Raw genomic sequence first — 16227 nt, 5'->3', positions numbered from 1 at the left:
CGGCCGGACTCATCGCGGGGGAGGGATTGGTCGGGGTTGGCATCGTCCTGGCGCGGGCGCTCTGATAGCCTTTCGGCACCCGCATGCGCTGTCCGGTCTGTCACCGCCGCCTCGCTCCTGGCGCGGCGTGTCCCGTGAATGGCGTCCCCGCCGAGCCCGGTCCCCCTCCGGAGCTGCTGGCGCTTCCGGACGTCCCCGGCTTGTCCGGCGTCGCCTTGTTGGGCGTGGGAGGCTTTGCCCAGGTCTTCGTCGCGGTGCGGGAATCGGACGGCCGCGAGGTGGCCCTCAAGGTGGGCCTGGGGCCGCACCACTCCCGCTTCGCGCATGAAGCGGAGGCGCTCCGACGCGTGGGGCCTCCCACGGTTCCGGCGGTGTTCGACGAGGGGCGCGTCGGTGGCAGGCCCTTTCTCGTGCAGGAGTTGTTGCGGGGGCAGACGCTCGCGGCGTGGATGGCGGCGCTGCCTGGCTCCGGCGCTGCTTCCCTGGCTCGGGTGCGCGAGCTGCTCGCGGGGCTGTGTCCGGCGGTGGCTCGCGTGCATGCGGTGGGGCTGGCCCACCGGGACCTCAAACCGGAGAACCTCTTTCTTCGCGAGGGTGGCGCGCTGAGTCTGCTGGACTTCGGGCTCGCGCGGCGACTGGACGCGGCGGCGGAGCAGTCCGAGGAGGCGGGGAACCGGGCGGGGACGACGGTCTACATGGCGCCGGAGCAGTGTCTGGATGCTCGCGAGGCGGGTGCCGCCGCGGACATCTACGCGCTGGGTGTCCTGATCTTCGAGCTGCTCACCGGCACGCCTCCCTTCCATGGCAGTCCCGACGAGGTTCGCGAAGGCCACGTGAGTCAGCGCCCTCCGCGCGTCTCCGAGCGCGCCCCGGTGCCCGTCGCGCTCGATGCTGTGGTGGCGCGGTGTCTGGCGAAGGTTCCCTCCGAACGCTTCGCGAGCGCCCTGGAGGTGCTGGCTGCTTTCGATGCCGCGTGTGCCCAGGCCTCGCTTCCCGAGGTCATCGGGATGCCGGAGGCCCGAGCTCCAGCGGGAGTGGCCCTGGCGACGTTCTCGGGGGCTCGACCGGTGGCGGTGCTGGGGTTGCGCACCTCCGCTTCGGTGGCGGGACTGGGCGCCACACTGGAGCCGTTCGGTGGGGTGCTGGCCCGGGTCGCGAACGGCGGCTACCTGCTCGTCTTCTGTGAGTCCTTGTCCGCGGAGGCGAACCTTCGCTCGGGCGCGCTCGCGGCCCGGCGTTTGGTGGAGTCTGGCGCGGCGATGGCCGTCCTGCACCTGGCCGTCTTGTATGTGCATCCTGGCACCACCCTGCCTCGCGTCGCAGGGGCCGCGCTGGAGCGGCCCGACTCCTGGTGGCCGGTGGCGGTCGCTCCGGGCGAGGTGTGGGTGACGCCTGAGGCCTTGGCGCGGCTTGAGCCTGGGTGGACCGACCCTTCGGAGGGAGAGGGGGCGCGTCTTCGCCTCCATGACGACGAAGGGGCTCGCGTCGAGGGGGAGCCTCCTCCGTTCGTGGGCCGCGACGCGCTGCTGGATGCGTTGGTGGCGGATGCGGACCGCAGCCTCGCGGACTCCGTCCCGGGGCTGGGCGTGCTCTCCGGCGAAGTGGGGCATGGCAAGTCGCGGCTGCTCAAGGCGCTCGCCTCGCGGTGGGACTTGGACGGTCGGGTGCGGGTGGTGCGGTTGCGCGCGCCTCCCCCGGATGCGTCGGTGGCGGATTCACTCCTGGATGCGCTCCGGGCCGTCGTGGGCCGTCCGTCGGCGGAGCCTCGTGTCCTGGCCGAGGCGCTTCTCGCGCAGGCCCGTGAGGCGCCCCTCGTGCTGTTGCTGGATGACGCGCACTTGGCGGATCCGCAGAGCCTGGATGCATTGGAGCGCGCCACGCTCGCCGGACCTCGCGCCCCCTTGTGGGTCTGCATGGCGGGACGGCCTTCGCTGCTGGGGTCGCGTCCCCACCTGGGAGAGCGCAGCGCCCGTGCTTCACAGCATGCGCTGCCGCCCTTGCCCCCCGAAGCGAGTCGCACGGTGCTCCTCCACCTGCTGCGCCCGGCGGAGCACATCCCCGAGCCCGTGCTGGCCCGCCTGGAGCAACTGGCTCAGGGCGTGCCCCTTTCGCTGGTGGAGCTGGCCCGGGCGCTCCGGGCCGCCGGGGCCCTGCGTTCGGCTCCGGGCGGTGGGTGGTACGTCGCACCGGATGCGCTGCTGGATGTGTCGGTGACGCCGCTCTTCGAACGGTTGGCGCCTCGCGTCCTGGCGGGCCTACCGGAGGTCCACCGCGTGCTGGCGCGGCTGTGCGCGGTGCTGGGCACGGAGGTGGACGTGGCTCGGGTGGACGCGGCCCTGCGCCAGTTGGCGGCCGGACCGGAGTTGTCGCGCGCCGCTGCTTTGGATGCGGGGGCGGGGTTGCAGCGGTTGGCTCGCGCGGGCCTGCTGCGCCCTTCGGGGCCCGGGCGCTTCGCCTTCCGTCACCCGTTGCTTCGCGAGGCGCTGGAGGCCCTGCTTCCTCCCGCACCCCGCCGCGCGCTGCACGCCGCCGCGCTGAAGGCCAGCGTGGGCGATGACGTGGTCGAACGCCGTCGCCGCGCCCATCATGCCGCGGCCTGTGGTGCCCACCTGGAGGCGGCTCGGGACTATCTGGCGCTGGCGGAGGAGGCCCGCGCCGGACACCTTCCGGTGGAGGCGGAGCAGCACTACACGCGCGCGCTGGCGCTGCTTCCGGAGGCCGATGACGCTCGTCGCGCGCAGGCCTTGGCGGGACGGGGACGCGTGCGCCACCGGCTCCAGCGCTTCCGCGAGAGCCTGGCGGACCTGTCGTCGGCGCGGGCCCTCGCTCGGGCTCGGGCGGATGCGGCGCTGGAGGTGGACCTGCTGCTGGAGGAGGCCACCGCTCGGGATTGGATGGAGGATTCGGACGGATCCGCGGCGTGCACTCGCGAGGCGCTGGAGGCCGTCGAGCCTTTGGATGCGCCGCGCTTGTCCCTTCGTTGTGGCCTGGCCCGGGGGCGACTGCACGTGCGTCAGGGCGAGTGGGCCGCCGCGGCCCGCGTGCTCGCCTCCACCGCGGAGGGCGCCGAGGGCGCGCGGGACCACGAGACGCTGGTGGTGTCGCTGGCGCTCCTGGGCGCCGCGCTCACCTTCCTGGACCGCGCACCGGAGGCCGCTGCCCGCTTCGACGAAGCGCTGGAGCGCTGCGAGGCCGCGAGCGATGGCCTGCACAAGGCCGCAGTGCTGAGCAACCGCGTCCTCTTGTGGCTGCGACAGGGCGACGTGGCGCGGATGGAAGAGGACCTGCGTCGCGCCATGGCGCTGGGGCGGGAGCTGGCCCACGCGCAGATGGAGCGCTGGTCCACCTTCAACCTGGCGGAGGTCCTCTACATGCAGGGCCGCCTGGACGAAGCGCTGCCCCTGGCCCAGCGCGCGCACGAACTGGGCGTGCGCTTCTTCCGCGAACATCCCGTGCCCGTGGATGCGCTGCTCATTGCCCGCATCCACGCCGCGGCGGGAGACGAAGCGGCGGCGGCCCGGCAGCTCGCCTGGATTGCACGGCGCTGTCCTCCGGAGTCGCTGCCTCCCACCGCCATCATGCGGCGGCTGGTGGAGCTCCAGGTCCATCAGCAGGCGGCGGGGGCCTTCCTCGCGCCGGAGTGGGAGGCCCTGCTCACCGAAGCGGACTCCCTGGCCTCTCCCGACGAGAAGGCCGAAATCCTCCTGCAGGCCACCGGCATCGCCCGACGCACGGGCGCGGTGCTGGAGGCCCGCACGTGGCTTGGGCGGGCCGGAAGCGCGGTGGCGGAGGCGCCCCTGTGGTCTACGCGTTTCCACGCACTGAAGGCGGAACTCGCCCGTGAAGCGCTGTAGCGCGAAACGCTACAGCAGCCTGTCGCCGTAACGTTTCGCGCTACAGGAAGACAAGAAGGGCACGCCTGGGGTTTCCTTCGGGGGTGGGGGCTGTGCTTGGTCCAGCCCGCCCCGTCCCCCGAATCCTGCCTAGGAGCGTTCGCGCGATGGCCTCCTCATTTCCCCGAGTCCCCTGGTGTTTCCTGCTGCTGGCCCTGGCGGGTTGCGAGCCCGCGCTCCCGGAAGGGGCAGAAGTTGGAGGCTCCGACATCGCGTCGGGTACGAGCGAGGCGGAGATCCGCATCGCCAACTCGCTGACGACGCGGGAGCTGGTGCTCAACGCCATCGCCGCGAACCACGCCGCGAACGAGGCCCTGGCGACGCACTCGCTGGAGTCGCTCTTCGACCCCGACGCGATGGTCGCCGGTCCGGAGAGCGCGCTCATCGCCAATCAACTGCGTGATCCGTACGCCCAGCGGTTCATGGAGTACCTGGTGGGCTGCGCGTTGAAAGCAAATGAGAGCCTGGCGTGGCTCAATCCCCTCCATCCCACGAACTCGCAGCTCAGCCACTGGCAGGGCGGCGCGGGCCTGTGCCCCCAGTGGCGCACGAGTGCTCCGTCCGAGGACTCCGCGTGCCTGAAGCGCGTGACGGCCTGCCTGCTGGCGCGCAACAACGCGCTGGGCTACCGCGTGGGCTTGTCGATGCGCGGGGAGATCCACGAGCCCCTTCTCTCCATCGCGGAGCCCTTCGCGCTGGATGCCTGGGCGGCGCCCCTGGACCACATCCAGGGCTCAGCGGCGTCGGTGAACAGCTCGGCGCCCTGTTCCGGTACGGCGGTGGGCGCGGGGCGCGACTGCGGTTGGACGATGCACTCGGTGGGGTGGTGCCCCGCGGGCCAGACGGTGTCGGTGGGCGCGGGTGGTCCGACGGGAGGCCCCTCCGCGTGTGGCGTGGGAGCGCCGCTGGGGGCCAGTGCGGATGCTCGCATGGTGATGCGCGTCTGCAGCGGCATCTCCGGGTGCGACAGCACTTCCGCGGAGCTGATGGAGGCGAGCGAGGGGTGCCTGCCGGGTTCGTCGTCGCCCTGGCCCACGGCGATAACGAATCCCTCGGTGAGCATCACGTGCCCCGCGCAGGGCGGGTACTTCACGGTGATGACCGCGCCCTGGAACAGCACCGCGAGCGGGCGGGTGACCGTGGCGGTGACGGGGACGGCGCAGCTTCCGCTCTCCGAGCGGGGCGTGTACCGGATCCGCGAAGGGGCCTTCTACGGCAGCATGTTCGGCCCCGGAGCGCTGCGGGACGACATCGACGTCCAGGTCGTGAACGTGACCCGGGACCGTTACGCCATCAAACGGCCCGAGCAGCGTCAGGTGAAGCCCATCTTCAACAACCTCTACTCCTGCTACGACCCGGGCTGGGTGCATGGCCTGGCCTACGCGACCTACCGCGTGTGCGCGCTGCCCGGCACGCACGAGGACTGCGCGGCCACGGTGACGGGCCCCTGCTGGGGCGCCGCGGACGAGAAGCAATGCGCGGCGCAGGACGGCTCGCTGTTCCTGGGCGATGGAGACTTCGTGGCGTGCCTGAATCCGGCCGGCGACGTCTGGACGGAGCCGGTCACCGTGTTCCTGAATGGTTCGTGCGACCTGGTGGATGAGCAGCACTCCGACCTGTGCGCGCGCTGGTCTGAGCCGCAGCCTCCCCGGAAGGAGTACACGGGCCGGGTGACGGTGCCCGTGCCGGCGCCAGTTCCGGTGCCGGGGCCGGGGACGGATCCAAAGGTGCCGACGCCGAAGGTGCCGGAGAAGCGCTGAGCCATGGCGGGCAACGGCGAGGAGGACCTCTACGGTGAGGAGCTGCGGCCCGGTGCGCTCGTGGGCGACTGGGTGGTGGAGCGCATCCAGGTCCTGGGCCCGGTGTCCGCGCTGTACCGTGCGAGGCATGCGCATTCCGGCGTGCCCGCGGCGCTGAAGGTGTTGCACTCGCAGGTGGCCACGGCGGCGGTGGCGCTGCGGCGCTTTCGTCGCGAGGCGGCCACGTTGCAGCGGCTGCGTCATCCGCACATCGTCACGGTGCTGGGGTACGGCGAGCTGTCAGACGGCCGGCCCTTCATCGCGATGGAGTGGCTGGAGGGGCAGGACCTGGCGGCGGAGCTGGCCGCGCGCGGGCCGCTGTCTCCCCGTGAGGTCCTGTTGGTGATGGAGCAGGTGGGCGCGGCGCTGCGGGTGGCGCACGCGGCGGGCGTGGTGCACCGCGACCTGAAGGCGCAGAACGTGGTGCGGCTCGCGCAGGGGCGCGGCGGGCCGGCGGTGAAGCTGGTGGACTTCGGTGTCGCGAAGGGACTGGTGCCGGGGGCTCCGGGCAGCTCATCGCTCACGCACACCGGCGTGGTGCTGGGCACGCCGCTGTCGATGGCACCCGAGCAGATCCGCGGTCAGGTGCCCGACGCGCGCACGGACCTGTACGCGGTGGGCGTGCTGTTGTTCCAACTGCTCACGGGCCTGCCGCCCTTCCGGGGCACCACGCGCCACGAGGTGGAGCAGCAGCACCTCCATGCCCCCGCGCCACGCCCGGGGGAGCACGCGCCGGTGTCCGCTGCGCTGGACGCGGTGGTGCTCAAGTGTCTGCGCAAGGAGCGCGAGGAGCGCTACCCGAACGTGGATGCGCTCCTGGACGAGCTGCGCGGCGCGGTGCTCGGGGGCGCGGCGCCGGTGGAGGCGCCGCGCGCGTTGGGCCTGTACGTGGAGGGGCGGACTCCCGGCGAACCGGACGCCTCGGCGATGGAGGAACTGGACGCGGGGCTGGAGCGCGCTCACGCACTGGCGCTGGAGGCAGGGCTGGAGGTGCGGGTGATGGGCGGCGCGTGCCTGCTGGCCCTGGCGAGCCTGCCGGATGACGTGCTTCGTGAGCGGGAACTGCGGGCGCGGGTGCTGGACGTGGGGCTCGCGCTGACGCGGGGCGATGCGCCTCCGGGTCTCTCCGTCACCGTGCACGTGGACCGGCTGGTGACCCGAGACGAAGCCCATGGATGGGGGGATGCCGCGGCTTCCGCGTGGGACGATGCCGGTGGAGAAGGGGGCCTGCTCCACCTGCCTTCGTGGATCCAGGACGGGGGCGACGGTGCACTCATCGTCACCGGCGCGGCGCTGCGTGGGCTGGAGGCGGACTTCGTCGCGAGCCCGGTGTCAGGCGCTCCGGACCGCTGGCGCCTCACGGCGAGGCGCTGAGCACGTCAGCGCCTCACGGCTTGATGCCGTGCCTGCGAAGCAGCCGGTAGAAGTGCACGCGGTCCATGCCGGCGGTGATGGCGGCCTGGGCCACCTTGCCCTGGTGCTTCTCCAGGAGCGCGCGCAGGTAGCGGCGCTCGAAGTCGTCCACCACGCGGCGGCGCTGCTCCGCGTACGGACGCGACAGGTCCACCTCCAGCGGGCTGCCTTCCGGACGTGAGTCCTCCTCCGCCAGCGGCAGCGCGTCCTCGAACACCAGGCAGCGCTCCAGGTGGTTGCGCAATTCGCGCACGTTGCCCGGCCACGCCGCGTGCCTCAGGCGCGACAGGAACTCCGGCGTGCGCAGCGCACCCGTGCGCTCCGGATCCGCGCCCAGCGACTTGAGGATGCCCGACACCAGCATCGACAGGTCCTCCGGCCGCTGACGCAGCGACGGCATCCCGATGCGCAGCACCGCGAGCCGGAAGAACAGGTCGGAGCGGAAGCGCCCCGCGTTCACCTCCGCGCGCAGGTCGCGGTGGGTGGCCGCCATCAACCGCACGTCCACCGGCAGGTACGTGTTGCTGCCCACCCGGCGGATCTCCCGGTTCTCCAGCACGCGCAAGAGCTTGGGCTGGAGCTCCGGCGGCAGCTCGCCAATCTCGTCCAGGAAGACGGTGCCGCCATCGGCCTCCTCGAAGACGCCCGCGCGCCGGCTCACCGCGCCGGTGAAGGAGCCCTTCTCGTGGCCGAACAGCTCGCTCTCCAGGATGTGCGCGGGGATGGCGCCGCAGTCCACCACCAGGAAGGCCGCGTCCTTGCGCCGGCTGGCCTGGTGGATGGCGAGCGCCGCCTGGCTCTTGCCGGTGCCCGTCTCGCCCTCCAGCAGCACGGTGACGTCGCGCGCGGCGGCGCGCTCCATCATCGCGAAGCAGCCGCGCATGGCCACCGACGTGCCCACGAGCGACCCGAAGTGCGTCATGTCCGACAGCGGCAGCCGGTTGCTCTCCGCGCTGAAGTCGAAGCGCAGCACCACGCGGCCCAGCCGCAGCAGGCTGCCACTGCGCAGGATGCCCTCCACCACCTGCACGCCGTCCACGATGACGCCGTTGAGGCTGTCCAGGTCCTTCACCTGCGGGCCCTTGGGGCCGATCTTCACCTCGCAGTGGAAGCGCGACACGGTGGAGTCCTCCACCGCGCAGTCGTTGAGCGGATGCGAGCCCACCGAGCAGGTGTCGGACGTGGACTCCCACACCATGCCCGCGCCCGGGCCCTCCACCACGGACAGCCGGAAGCGACGCACCACGGGCAGGTCCCCCGGACGGCGGGCCTGCTCGTAGGGCAGCGTCACATGGAGCGCGGCCTCCGCCTCCGCTTCGTCCGGGCGGGTGCCCTTGTCCTTGTGCTCTCCCGGGGCCCCGTCGACGCGGGTTCGATCCGACACAGACATGGAAATCAAACTACCACGTCCGGGCCACCCCGGGCGGAGCACCACGGGGTCGGGTGAACACTGGGCCAGCCGTGCGCCGGCCCGTCAACTGAGCGTGACGTCCAGGAACATCATCAGGACGAAGCCCACCATCAGCCCGGCCGTGGCCTCCTTCGCGTACTCCTGGCGGTGGCTCTCCGGGATCATCTCGTCGCTGACGACGTACAGCATGGAGCCGCCCGCGAACGCGAGCGCCCACGGCAGGATGCCGGACGCGAACGAGGTGGCGAAGAAGCCCACCAGCGCGGCGGCCCCCTCCACCAGCCCCGTGTACAGCGCCACCAGCACCGCCTGCCCCCGGCTGTACGCCACGCCCATCAGCGCCAGCGCGACGACGAAGCCCTCCGGGATGTCCTGCAACCCGATGCCCACGAGGATGGGCGCGGCGATCTCCATGGAGCGGCTGCCCACGCCGGTGCCCACCGCCAGGCCCTCCGGGAAGTTGTGCAGCGCGATGGCCAGCACGAACAGCCAGATGCGCTTCAGGTTCGCGGCCTGGGCGTTGCCCTCCTGGCCCTTGATGAAGTGCTCGTGGGGGATGTAGCGGTTGCACAGGTGCAGGAACAGGCCGCCCACCAGCATGCTGCCCCCCACCACCAGTGCGGAGGTGAAGCGCGACGCGTAGCGTTGTTCGCCCAGCTCGATGGCGGGCACCACCAGCGAGAAGGCCGTGGCCGCGAGCATCACGCCCGCGCTGAAGCCCATCAGCACGTCCTTCGAGCGCCGGGAGATGTCGCGCGCCGCCAGGGCCGGCAGCGCGCCCAGGCTGGTGGAGAGGATGGTGACCGCGCTGCCTGCGAGCGCCAGGGCGAGGGTGGACGTGCCGAAACCGCTGTCGGACATGGCCCTCCAACCTGTCCCACTCCTCCGCGCGCGGCCACCTTTTCCGCCGGGGCCCCGCGCGAAGCCGCCTGCCGCGGAACAGGGCGACCCCGGTGGTGCCGCCGCCACTGCCGGGAGTGCGCCTGGAGCAGCGCGCCCGCGTCGTCGCCGGGCACCGAGCCCCCCTGGGTGAGCGGGGTGGGCTGCCAGGTCGCCAGGTCCTCCACCAGGGGGCCGGGCACGTCGAAGGCGTGACCTGGCAGGCTGGTGCAGGACGGGGATGTCAGGGGCGAAGCCGCTGCTTCTCGCGCAGGAGCAGGTGCCACTCCTGGAGGTTCAGTTTGAGGGCGCCCAGCCACGCATCGATTTCGGGATCCATGCGCGGATCCACGCCGCGCAGGGATTCCAGCAGGGGCCGTGCGCCGGACTGGCCCAGGCGCGCCAGGCCCTCCAGCGCGGACTTGCGCACCGCGAGGTCGCTGTCGCTCCGGTACAGGGCGGTGAGCGAGCGGCGTGCACCGGCGGACTCGGTGCCGGGCACTCCGCCCAGGGCCTTCGCCGCCGCCGCGCGCAGGCCCGGGTCTTCCGAGCGCAACTGGGTGGTGAGCTGGCGCACCGCCTCCGGGCTCGCGGCCTCCATGGAGACCTCGCCCAGCAGGCGCGAGGCCACCGAGGCGTCGCCGGAGGCCGCGGCGACCTTCACCGCCGCTTCTGCCAGCTCCGGGTTGTGGCCGAAGTAGATGCCGGAGCTCTCCGTCACCAGGTTCTCCACCACCGCCTGCCGCACCTCCGGCGCGCTGTCGCGCACGAGCTGTTCGTAGGTGACGACGTCGCCGTTCTTCGCCATGAACTCCACCGACGGCGCGCCCTTGAGCGCACGCACCGCCGCCGCGCGCAGGCCTGGATCCACGTCCTGCTTCGCGCGGGAGAGCAGCGGCTGGAGCAGCTCCGGCTTCTGCGAGTTGCTCGCCTTGGTGGCCAGCGCCGCCCCCACGGCCTCCAGCACCGCGGGGTCGCGCTCCTGGCTCACCGCCCGGCCCAGCGCCTCCGGCGGCATGGCGATGGCGGCTTCCTTCAGGCGCAGGCGCGCGTAGCGCTGGTAGGCGGGGGAGCCTGTCCTCATCGCCACGCGCACCTCGTCGAGCATGCCCTCCACGGTGCAGGCCGCCGAGGTGGGGAGGGTGGCGGGCGCGCCTTGCGCCAGGGCGAGTCCCGGCAGCAGGGACAGCCAGAGCACGCACGTCTTCTTCATTCGCGGACCCATCAGTGCGGCGCTCCTTCCTCGACGACGCAGTCGTGGTGTTCCTTCTTGCCCAGCCAGATGCGCGCGAAGTCCGTCGTGCCGGTGGCGTACAGGGCCTTGAAGTCCAGATAGTCCTGCCGCAGGCGCGGATCCTTCCGGGCGAACTCCTCCACCAGGGGCAGGGCGTCCGCGCCGGCCGCGCGCACCGCGAAGCGCAAGAAGGCCCAGCGCACGCACAGGTCGTGCTCTCCATCGAAGGCGGCGCGGAACGCGGCCAGGGCCTTCTGGGGATCCTCGGTGACGGCGAGCCGGAACGCGGCCATCTCGCGCACGTCGCGCTCCTTGTCGGTGCGCATCACCTTCGCCAGCGTGTCGATGGAGCCTGAGTCGAGCAGCGGGTCGGAGTATGACGGCATCTCCAGTGCGAGCAGCCGCACGGCCATGTCCTCGGAGGTGGTGCCGATGTCCAGCAGGTCCTTCCAGTACGGCGCATACGTGCCGGTGCGCTGGTAGTCCTCCTTCATCACCCGGCCCAGCGTGCGCGTGGCCATCCACGCGGCGGCGTCCGCGGAGTCGTCCAGCGCGATGGCCCTGAGGCGGTTGCGCGTGTCGGGCGTGAAGCGGTGCTGCGTCTCCAGGGCGTCCAGCGCGGAGGCCCGGTCCGGGGCCGCGAGGCTCTTGTCCTCGGCCACCGACAATAACTTCTCGCTGACGCGCGGGTGGCGTACGGCGGGGGACGCCTTGAGGGCCTCCAGGTAGATGGCCGGCTCCGGCGGCGCGGCCTTCATCGCCCACGTCACCAGTTGAAGCGCGCGGTCCGGATCCTCGCCCACCAGCTCCGTCAGGCGCTCCTGGAGATAGGCCACCAGCGCCGTGTCGCGCGCCTGGATGGCGGCGGACACGGCCGCGTGCAGCGACTCCAGCGTCGCGGACCGATCCAACGCCGCCAGCCCATCCCAGCACCCGGGCATGGGAATCTGTTCGCGCGGTGCCTGGCTCGCACTTGCGGCGGCCACGGGAGCGCTGCTCGCGGGTGCGGCCGTCGGGAGGGAAGGGCCCGTGAGGCCCGGCGTTGGAGGGCCCGCGCCATCGGAGCGGGCCGCGCCCCGCCACCACACGACGCCCACGGCGACGAGGAGCACGAGGCCGGCGAGCGCGACCTTGAAGAAGGGACGAGAGGTCATGTCGGAAGAAGGCTCACGCGCAAGAAGGGGCGCACCCCCGCGCGCACCGCGCATCACGGGGGAGCGATGGGGACGGACCTCCGGGCAGGGGACGCGGGCCAGAGCTCCGGCCCCTCCCGGAAGGTTCGCGTACGTGCGCTACAGCGTGGGGACGCCCAGGCGGTTGTTGCAGTACGCGTTGGTGCCGCACGTCGTTCCGACGCTGGTGTACCAGGCCGACTTGCGCGTGCCGTACTGACGGTTGTCCGCGTGCACGTGCGGACCGGTGGCGCTGCCCGTGCCGCCCACGAGCCCCAGCGCGCAGCGGTCACACGTCTTCGTGCCGGAGCTGACGTTCGCGTAGAAGTGCAGTTGCCGGAAGTCCCAACCGCTGCCGCCCGACACCACGTAGTAGTTGCCCGCCCCGCCGTTGCAGGTGGAGCCGTAGCAGGCCGCCGCGCAGCCGCCGAAGTAGGCGTAGTGGTAGTTGCCGACCAGCATGCCCCGGTGGTTCCACTCGCCGCAGGAGCCGTTGCCGATGTCCAGCGCCGTGTGACTGCTGCCGGTACAGTTGTAGTACGTAGTCGAGTTCACGTACGCCGCCGTGTCGCAGATGGGACCGTTCGCGGTGGCCGCCGTTGCCGGACCGGCCCCCACCGCAGCGGCCAGCGTCGCCACGGTGGACATCAACGTCTTCAGCTTCATGGGTGCCTCCTCCCGTCGTCGCACTGCCTCGCCGGAGGCCCGGCCCAACGGTGGACCCGCCCCCGTGCCCGACCCACCTATCCCCGTGAATGGGGGGTGGACCTGGAAGCCGTAATACATGGAAAAGCCGCTTGTGTCCCAGGAATTGAAAGTTGAGAAACGCAACGATTCCGAGGGTTTCCGTGCCGCGCTGTGTCGTTTTCGCCCGGAGCACGCAACCCGGGCGAAACGTTCACGAGAATCTGGAATGTCGGCCTTCGCCCGACGCCTGGCGCCCCGTCGCCTGGACCTGCATCGGGTGTCCTCGCGTCACCTGGGAGAAACGTCATGGCCCCGATTGGAAAGACCGGTTCGCGTCCCTCGCCCGTGGTGAAGCCGGAGACGACGGCGACGCCCGTGGTGCGCCCCAACGTGGTGAAGGCCGCCGTGACCCAGCGGATGAAGGACGGCTTCGACGCGGGGCCTCGCACGGCTCCGTCGCGGTCCCCGGGGGCGAAGGAGATCGGGACGGCGCTTCCGGCGCTTCCGGGCAGTGAGGGCAAGAAGGCCGGCGGCTTCTTTGCCGGCCTGGGGTCGGCCATCAGCGATGCCGCGAAGAACGTGGCCAAGGCGGTCGTGGCCGCCACGACGCCGCAGGTGAGCACCAACGCCGCCGGCAACACGGTGGTGGACCTGGGCGTGGGCAACAACACCGCCACGGTGTCGCAGAACAAGGACGGCGGGCTGACCATCACGTCCGGCAAGGACACGGTGACGCTCACGGCCGAGCAGGCAAAGGGCGCCATCATCAATGGTGGCGCTGGCGACGACTCCATCACGCTGGACGCGAGCGTCACGCAGGACCTCACGCTGGACGGCGGCGTGGGCAACGACAAGCTGGTGGGCGGCAAGGGCAACGACACGCTGGTGGGCGGCGCGGGCAACGACACCGTCATCGGTGGCGCGGGCAACGACACGGTGAGCGGCCTGGACGGCGACGACTACCTGGAGGGCGGCGCGGGCGATGACAGCATCGAGGGCGGCGCGGGCCGGGACGTGCTCTATGGCCTGGACGGCAACGATTCGATGTCGGGCGGCGGGGAGCGCGACTACATCGACGCGGGCGCGGGCGACGACAAGGTCGACGGCGGCGAGGGCGATGACCAGGTCATCGGTGGGCGCGGCAACGACACGCTGAGCGGCGGCGCGGGCAACGACGCGGTGGCGGGCGGCGCGGGCGCGGACACCGTCGAGGGCGGCGAGGGCACCGACAAGCTGTACGTGGAAGAGAACGAGACGACCGCCGACGCGGCCAAGGGCGAGCGGGAGATCGTCGACATGACGGACGCGGATCAGCGCGGCTCTTCCGTCTCCGTCACGGGCAGCGCGGAGTTCCAGGCGCGCACCCAGTCGGACCTGGACGCGATGCGCTCGCTGCCGTCGGGCCAGGACCTGCTGCGCACGCTGGATGACAGCGGCAAGAAGACGACCATCCGCGAGACGTCCGCCGGCAACAGCGCGGGCGGCACGAACTTCAACGACGGCTTCATGAACAAGGACGGCACGGCGGGCAAGGGCACGGACGCGCAGGTGAACTACAACACCACGCGCATCTCCCTGGGCACCGAGGAGTGGATGAACCGTCCGCCCGTCGTCGGCCTGTTCCACGAGCTGGTGCACGCCTCGGACATGGTCAACGGCACGCTGGCGCTGGGCGAGAAGAACGGCACGCGCAACCTGGAGACCTCCGCGGTGGGCCTGCCCATCGACCTGGATCAGAACGCGGCCACGCCGGACGTCGTCCAGGGCGGCCGTCCCGGGGAGAACGTCCTGCGCGACGACCTGAACCTGCCCACCCGGCCGCGCTACTAGTCGCATGCGAGCGCTCCTCCGGACTGGCGCCTGGGTGGTGCTGGCTGTCATCGTCGGTTGCGCGCGGGCGCCGGAGCGGCCCGCGAACCCCGGAGGACATCGCGTGGCCCAGGCGGACGTGGAGCTGAAGGTGGAGTCGGTGACGCGCGAGGCGGACACGCTCGCGGTCACCTACGCGGTGCACAACCGGACGTCCCGCGCCGTGCTGCTCGTGGACGGGCTGTGGGACGTGGGCTTCAGCGGTCACCTCACGCTGGCGCCGGAGCGGGCCTACGTGGACCTGTCCGGTGGCCGGGTGGTGCTGTCGCGGATGCTGCTGCCGGTGCCGGAAGACCTGATGGTGGAAGCGCCGGAGGTGCCCGCGGTCAGCCGCGTGGAAGCCGGCGCCACGGCGAACCGCCGCGCGGTGGTGCCCCTGCCCCTGCGCACCGCGCTGCCGTACCCCACGGGCCCCGAGGAGACGCGCGAGCTGCCGGAGGTGCGCGAGGTGTTCCTGCGCGTGGGCTACCTGCCGGACGCGGACGCGATGACGCTGCACGCGGGCAAGGATTCACAGGGCACGGCCGTCCAGACGCCGGAGTACGGGCCCGTGGTGAAGGCGCAGCGGGTGCTGGACAGTGGCCCGCTGCCGGTGTCGGACGCGAAGTAGGGAGCGCGCGTCCTGGCATCGCCGGAAGAATCACCCGAAGACCCGTCCGAAGACCTGCCGGAAGACGGGCGCACCGCGGAGGTGGGCCCCGTCCTCGTCACCGAGGATGAGACGGGGCGTCGCTCGCTGCGCTTCGGGGACGGAGGGGCGCGCCAGAGCGTGGTGTGGCCCGGGGACCCGCTGCGGCTGGAGCTGCCCTACACGCGCATGGCGATGGTGGCGCTGGCGTTCGTGCCCCAGCCGGAGAACATCCTCGCGGTGGGGCTGGGCGGCGGGGCCATCCCGATGTTCCTGCGCAGGGTGCTGCCCGACACGCACATCGACGTGGTGGAGGTGGACGCGGCGGTGGTGGAGGCCGCGAAGGAGTACTGCGGCTTCCAGGAGGACGGGCTGCTCAAGGCGCACGTGGCGGATGGGCGGGCCTTCATCGAAGCCGACGGGCCGCCGTATGACGTCATCATCCTGGACGCGTATGGGGCGGACCACATCCCCCTGCACCTGGCGACGCGCGAGTTCCTGGGCGCTGCGCGCGCGCGGTTGACGCGGGGCGGGGTGGTGGTGGGCAACGTGTGGGAGTCGGCGGCGAACCCGCTCTTCGACGCGATGGTGCGCACCTACCAGGTGAGCTTCCACGGCCTGTCCCTCTTCGAGGTGCCCTCCAGCACCAACCGCATCCTGGTGGGCCTGGAAGGGCCCCTGAGGCTGACGCGCGAAGCGTTGGTCGCCCAGGCCCGGCGCGTGGAGCGGGAGCGGGGCCTTCCCTTCCGGCTGGGCAACATGGTGGCGCAGCGCTACCGCCCCCTGACGCGGAGGCTCAAGCGGGGGCGGGTGCTGACGGACGCAGGGCTGGGGCAGCCCGACCTCTTCCTGGATGAATGAAGGACAGAGTGGCGGTCGCTCTGCTGGCCAGTGAGCACGGCCCTGGCTGGCCGCGCCTGATTCAAGGGGCGGCGCTGCTAATCTTGAATGCTTGGTACGTCAGCACCTGCGGGAGACGCGATGAACGGCGCGAACGACGGACGACCTGGCCAGCCCTCTTCTTCCGGTGGGGACGAGGAGCCGCTGACGGACGGGACCTCCGACGGTGAGGGCGAGCCCCATGCCCCGCGCCCGCCGCCCATCTGCGTGCTGGAGGGCAACACGCTCCAGACGCGGCTGACGCGCGCCCTGGGCATCCACTACCCCTTCGTGGGCGCGGGAATGGCGTTCGTGTCCCTGCCGCCGCTGGTCATCGCGGTGTCGGAGGCGGGGGGGCTGGGG

General features: G+C 71.9%; 11 protein-coding genes and 1 pseudogene. 7 read left to right on the top strand and 5 right to left on the bottom strand.

Annotated features, from left to right (window positions below):
• Nucleotides 1–83 precede the first annotated feature (83 nt).
• The 3 genes from D7V88_RS27855 to D7V88_RS27845 all read left to right on the top strand — a co-directional run bounded on the left by D7V88_RS27855 (nucleotide 84) and on the right by D7V88_RS27845 (nucleotide 7066).
• Nucleotides 84–3854: a serine/threonine-protein kinase gene (locus tag D7V88_RS27855; RefSeq protein ID WP_120543661.1), complete on the top strand. Its 3771-nt coding sequence runs from the start codon at nucleotides 84–86 to the stop codon at nucleotides 3852–3854.
• A gap of 146 nt (nucleotides 3855–4000) precedes the next feature.
• The gene (locus tag D7V88_RS27850) at nucleotides 4001–5653 is read left to right on the top strand and encodes a hypothetical protein (protein ID WP_120543660.1); all 1653 of its coding nucleotides are present in this window, start codon (nucleotides 4001–4003) and stop codon (nucleotides 5651–5653) included.
• 3 nt (nucleotides 5654–5656) lie between these two features.
• A complete protein-coding gene (locus tag D7V88_RS27845) occupies nucleotides 5657–7066 on the top strand; it encodes a serine/threonine-protein kinase (protein WP_120543659.1) in 1410 nt (469 codons plus the stop codon).
• Nucleotides 7067–7079: 13 nt separating this feature from the next.
• On the opposite strand, the gene D7V88_RS27840 is transcribed toward D7V88_RS27845, so the two are convergent.
• From D7V88_RS27840 to D7V88_RS27820, 5 genes are all read right to left on the bottom strand, one after another.
• On the bottom strand, nucleotides 7080–8495 hold the full coding sequence (locus D7V88_RS27840) for a sigma 54-interacting transcriptional regulator (protein ID WP_244238432.1): 1416 nt from the start codon (nucleotides 8493–8495) through the stop codon (nucleotides 7080–7082).
• 84 nt (nucleotides 8496–8579) lie between these two features.
• Nucleotides 8580–9377, bottom strand: coding sequence for a ZIP family metal transporter (locus D7V88_RS27835; protein ID WP_120543658.1), 798 nt, complete (start codon nucleotides 9375–9377; stop codon nucleotides 8580–8582).
• Nucleotides 9378–9639: 262 nt separating this feature from the next.
• Complete coding sequence (locus D7V88_RS27830) at nucleotides 9640–10620, bottom strand: HEAT repeat domain-containing protein (RefSeq protein WP_120543657.1); 981 nt, start codon at nucleotides 10618–10620, stop codon at nucleotides 9640–9642.
• Nucleotides 10620–11783, bottom strand: a complete 1164-nt coding sequence (locus D7V88_RS27825; protein WP_120543656.1) for a HEAT repeat domain-containing protein — start codon at nucleotides 11781–11783, stop codon at nucleotides 10620–10622. The genes D7V88_RS27830 and D7V88_RS27825 overlap by 1 nt, the downstream gene beginning before the upstream one ends.
• A gap of 138 nt (nucleotides 11784–11921) precedes the next feature.
• Nucleotides 11922–12467 (bottom strand): peptidase M23, encoded by a 546-nt coding sequence (locus tag D7V88_RS27820; protein ID WP_120543655.1) that lies wholly within the window; start codon nucleotides 12465–12467, stop codon nucleotides 11922–11924.
• 327 nt (nucleotides 12468–12794) lie between these two features.
• On the opposite strand from D7V88_RS27820, the gene D7V88_RS27815 reads away from it, so the two are divergent.
• The 4 genes and pseudogenes from D7V88_RS27815 to D7V88_RS27800 all read left to right on the top strand — a co-directional run.
• Nucleotides 12795–14318 carry a M91 family zinc metallopeptidase gene (locus tag D7V88_RS27815; RefSeq protein ID WP_120543654.1) on the top strand — a complete coding sequence of 508 codons (1524 nt, stop codon included), beginning with the start codon at nucleotides 12795–12797 and terminating at the stop codon, nucleotides 14316–14318.
• Nucleotides 14319–14322: 4 nt separating this feature from the next.
• Nucleotides 14323–14967: a hypothetical protein gene (locus D7V88_RS27810; RefSeq protein WP_120543653.1), complete on the top strand. Its 645-nt coding sequence runs from the start codon at nucleotides 14323–14325 to the stop codon at nucleotides 14965–14967.
• Nucleotides 14968–15048: 81 nt separating this feature from the next.
• Nucleotides 15049–15846 (top strand): spermidine synthase, encoded by a 798-nt coding sequence (locus D7V88_RS27805; protein WP_120543652.1) that lies wholly within the window; start codon nucleotides 15049–15051, stop codon nucleotides 15844–15846.
• 120 nt (nucleotides 15847–15966) lie between these two features.
• A pseudogene (locus D7V88_RS27800) lies at nucleotides 15967–16227 on the top strand (nitronate monooxygenase); the annotation flags it as partial.

Origin of the sequence: Corallococcus terminator (genome assembly GCF_003611635.1) — a bacterium.
Taxonomy (GTDB): domain Bacteria; phylum Myxococcota; class Myxococcia; order Myxococcales; family Myxococcaceae; genus Corallococcus; species Corallococcus terminator.
Note: the sequence above shows the minus strand (reverse complement) of the source record. Positions and strands in the feature narration are given on the sequence as shown.

What these genes read in the sequence shown, in the direction of transcription:
- D7V88_RS27855 (WP_120543661.1), top strand. Translation starts at nt 84, where the DNA reads ATGCGCTGTCCGGTCTGTCACCGCCGCCTCGCTCCTGGCGCGGCGTGT.
- D7V88_RS27850 (WP_120543660.1), top strand. Translation starts at nt 4,001, where the DNA reads ATGGCCTCCTCATTTCCCCGAGTCCCCTGGTGTTTCCTGCTGCTGGCC.
- D7V88_RS27845 (WP_120543659.1), top strand. Translation starts at nt 5,657, where the DNA reads ATGGCGGGCAACGGCGAGGAGGACCTCTACGGTGAGGAGCTGCGGCCC.
- D7V88_RS27840 (WP_244238432.1), bottom strand. Translation starts at nt 8,495, where the DNA reads ATGTCTGTGTCGGATCGAACCCGCGTCGACGGGGCCCCGGGAGAGCAC.
- D7V88_RS27835 (WP_120543658.1), bottom strand. Translation starts at nt 9,377, where the DNA reads ATGTCCGACAGCGGTTTCGGCACGTCCACCCTCGCCCTGGCGCTCGCA.
- D7V88_RS27830 (WP_120543657.1), bottom strand. Translation starts at nt 10,620, where the DNA reads ATGGGTCCGCGAATGAAGAAGACGTGCGTGCTCTGGCTGTCCCTGCTG.
- D7V88_RS27825 (WP_120543656.1), bottom strand. Translation starts at nt 11,783, where the DNA reads ATGACCTCTCGTCCCTTCTTCAAGGTCGCGCTCGCCGGCCTCGTGCTC.
- D7V88_RS27820 (WP_120543655.1), bottom strand. Translation starts at nt 12,467, where the DNA reads ATGAAGCTGAAGACGTTGATGTCCACCGTGGCGACGCTGGCCGCTGCG.
- D7V88_RS27815 (WP_120543654.1), top strand. Translation starts at nt 12,795, where the DNA reads ATGGCCCCGATTGGAAAGACCGGTTCGCGTCCCTCGCCCGTGGTGAAG.
- D7V88_RS27810 (WP_120543653.1), top strand. Translation starts at nt 14,323, where the DNA reads ATGCGAGCGCTCCTCCGGACTGGCGCCTGGGTGGTGCTGGCTGTCATC.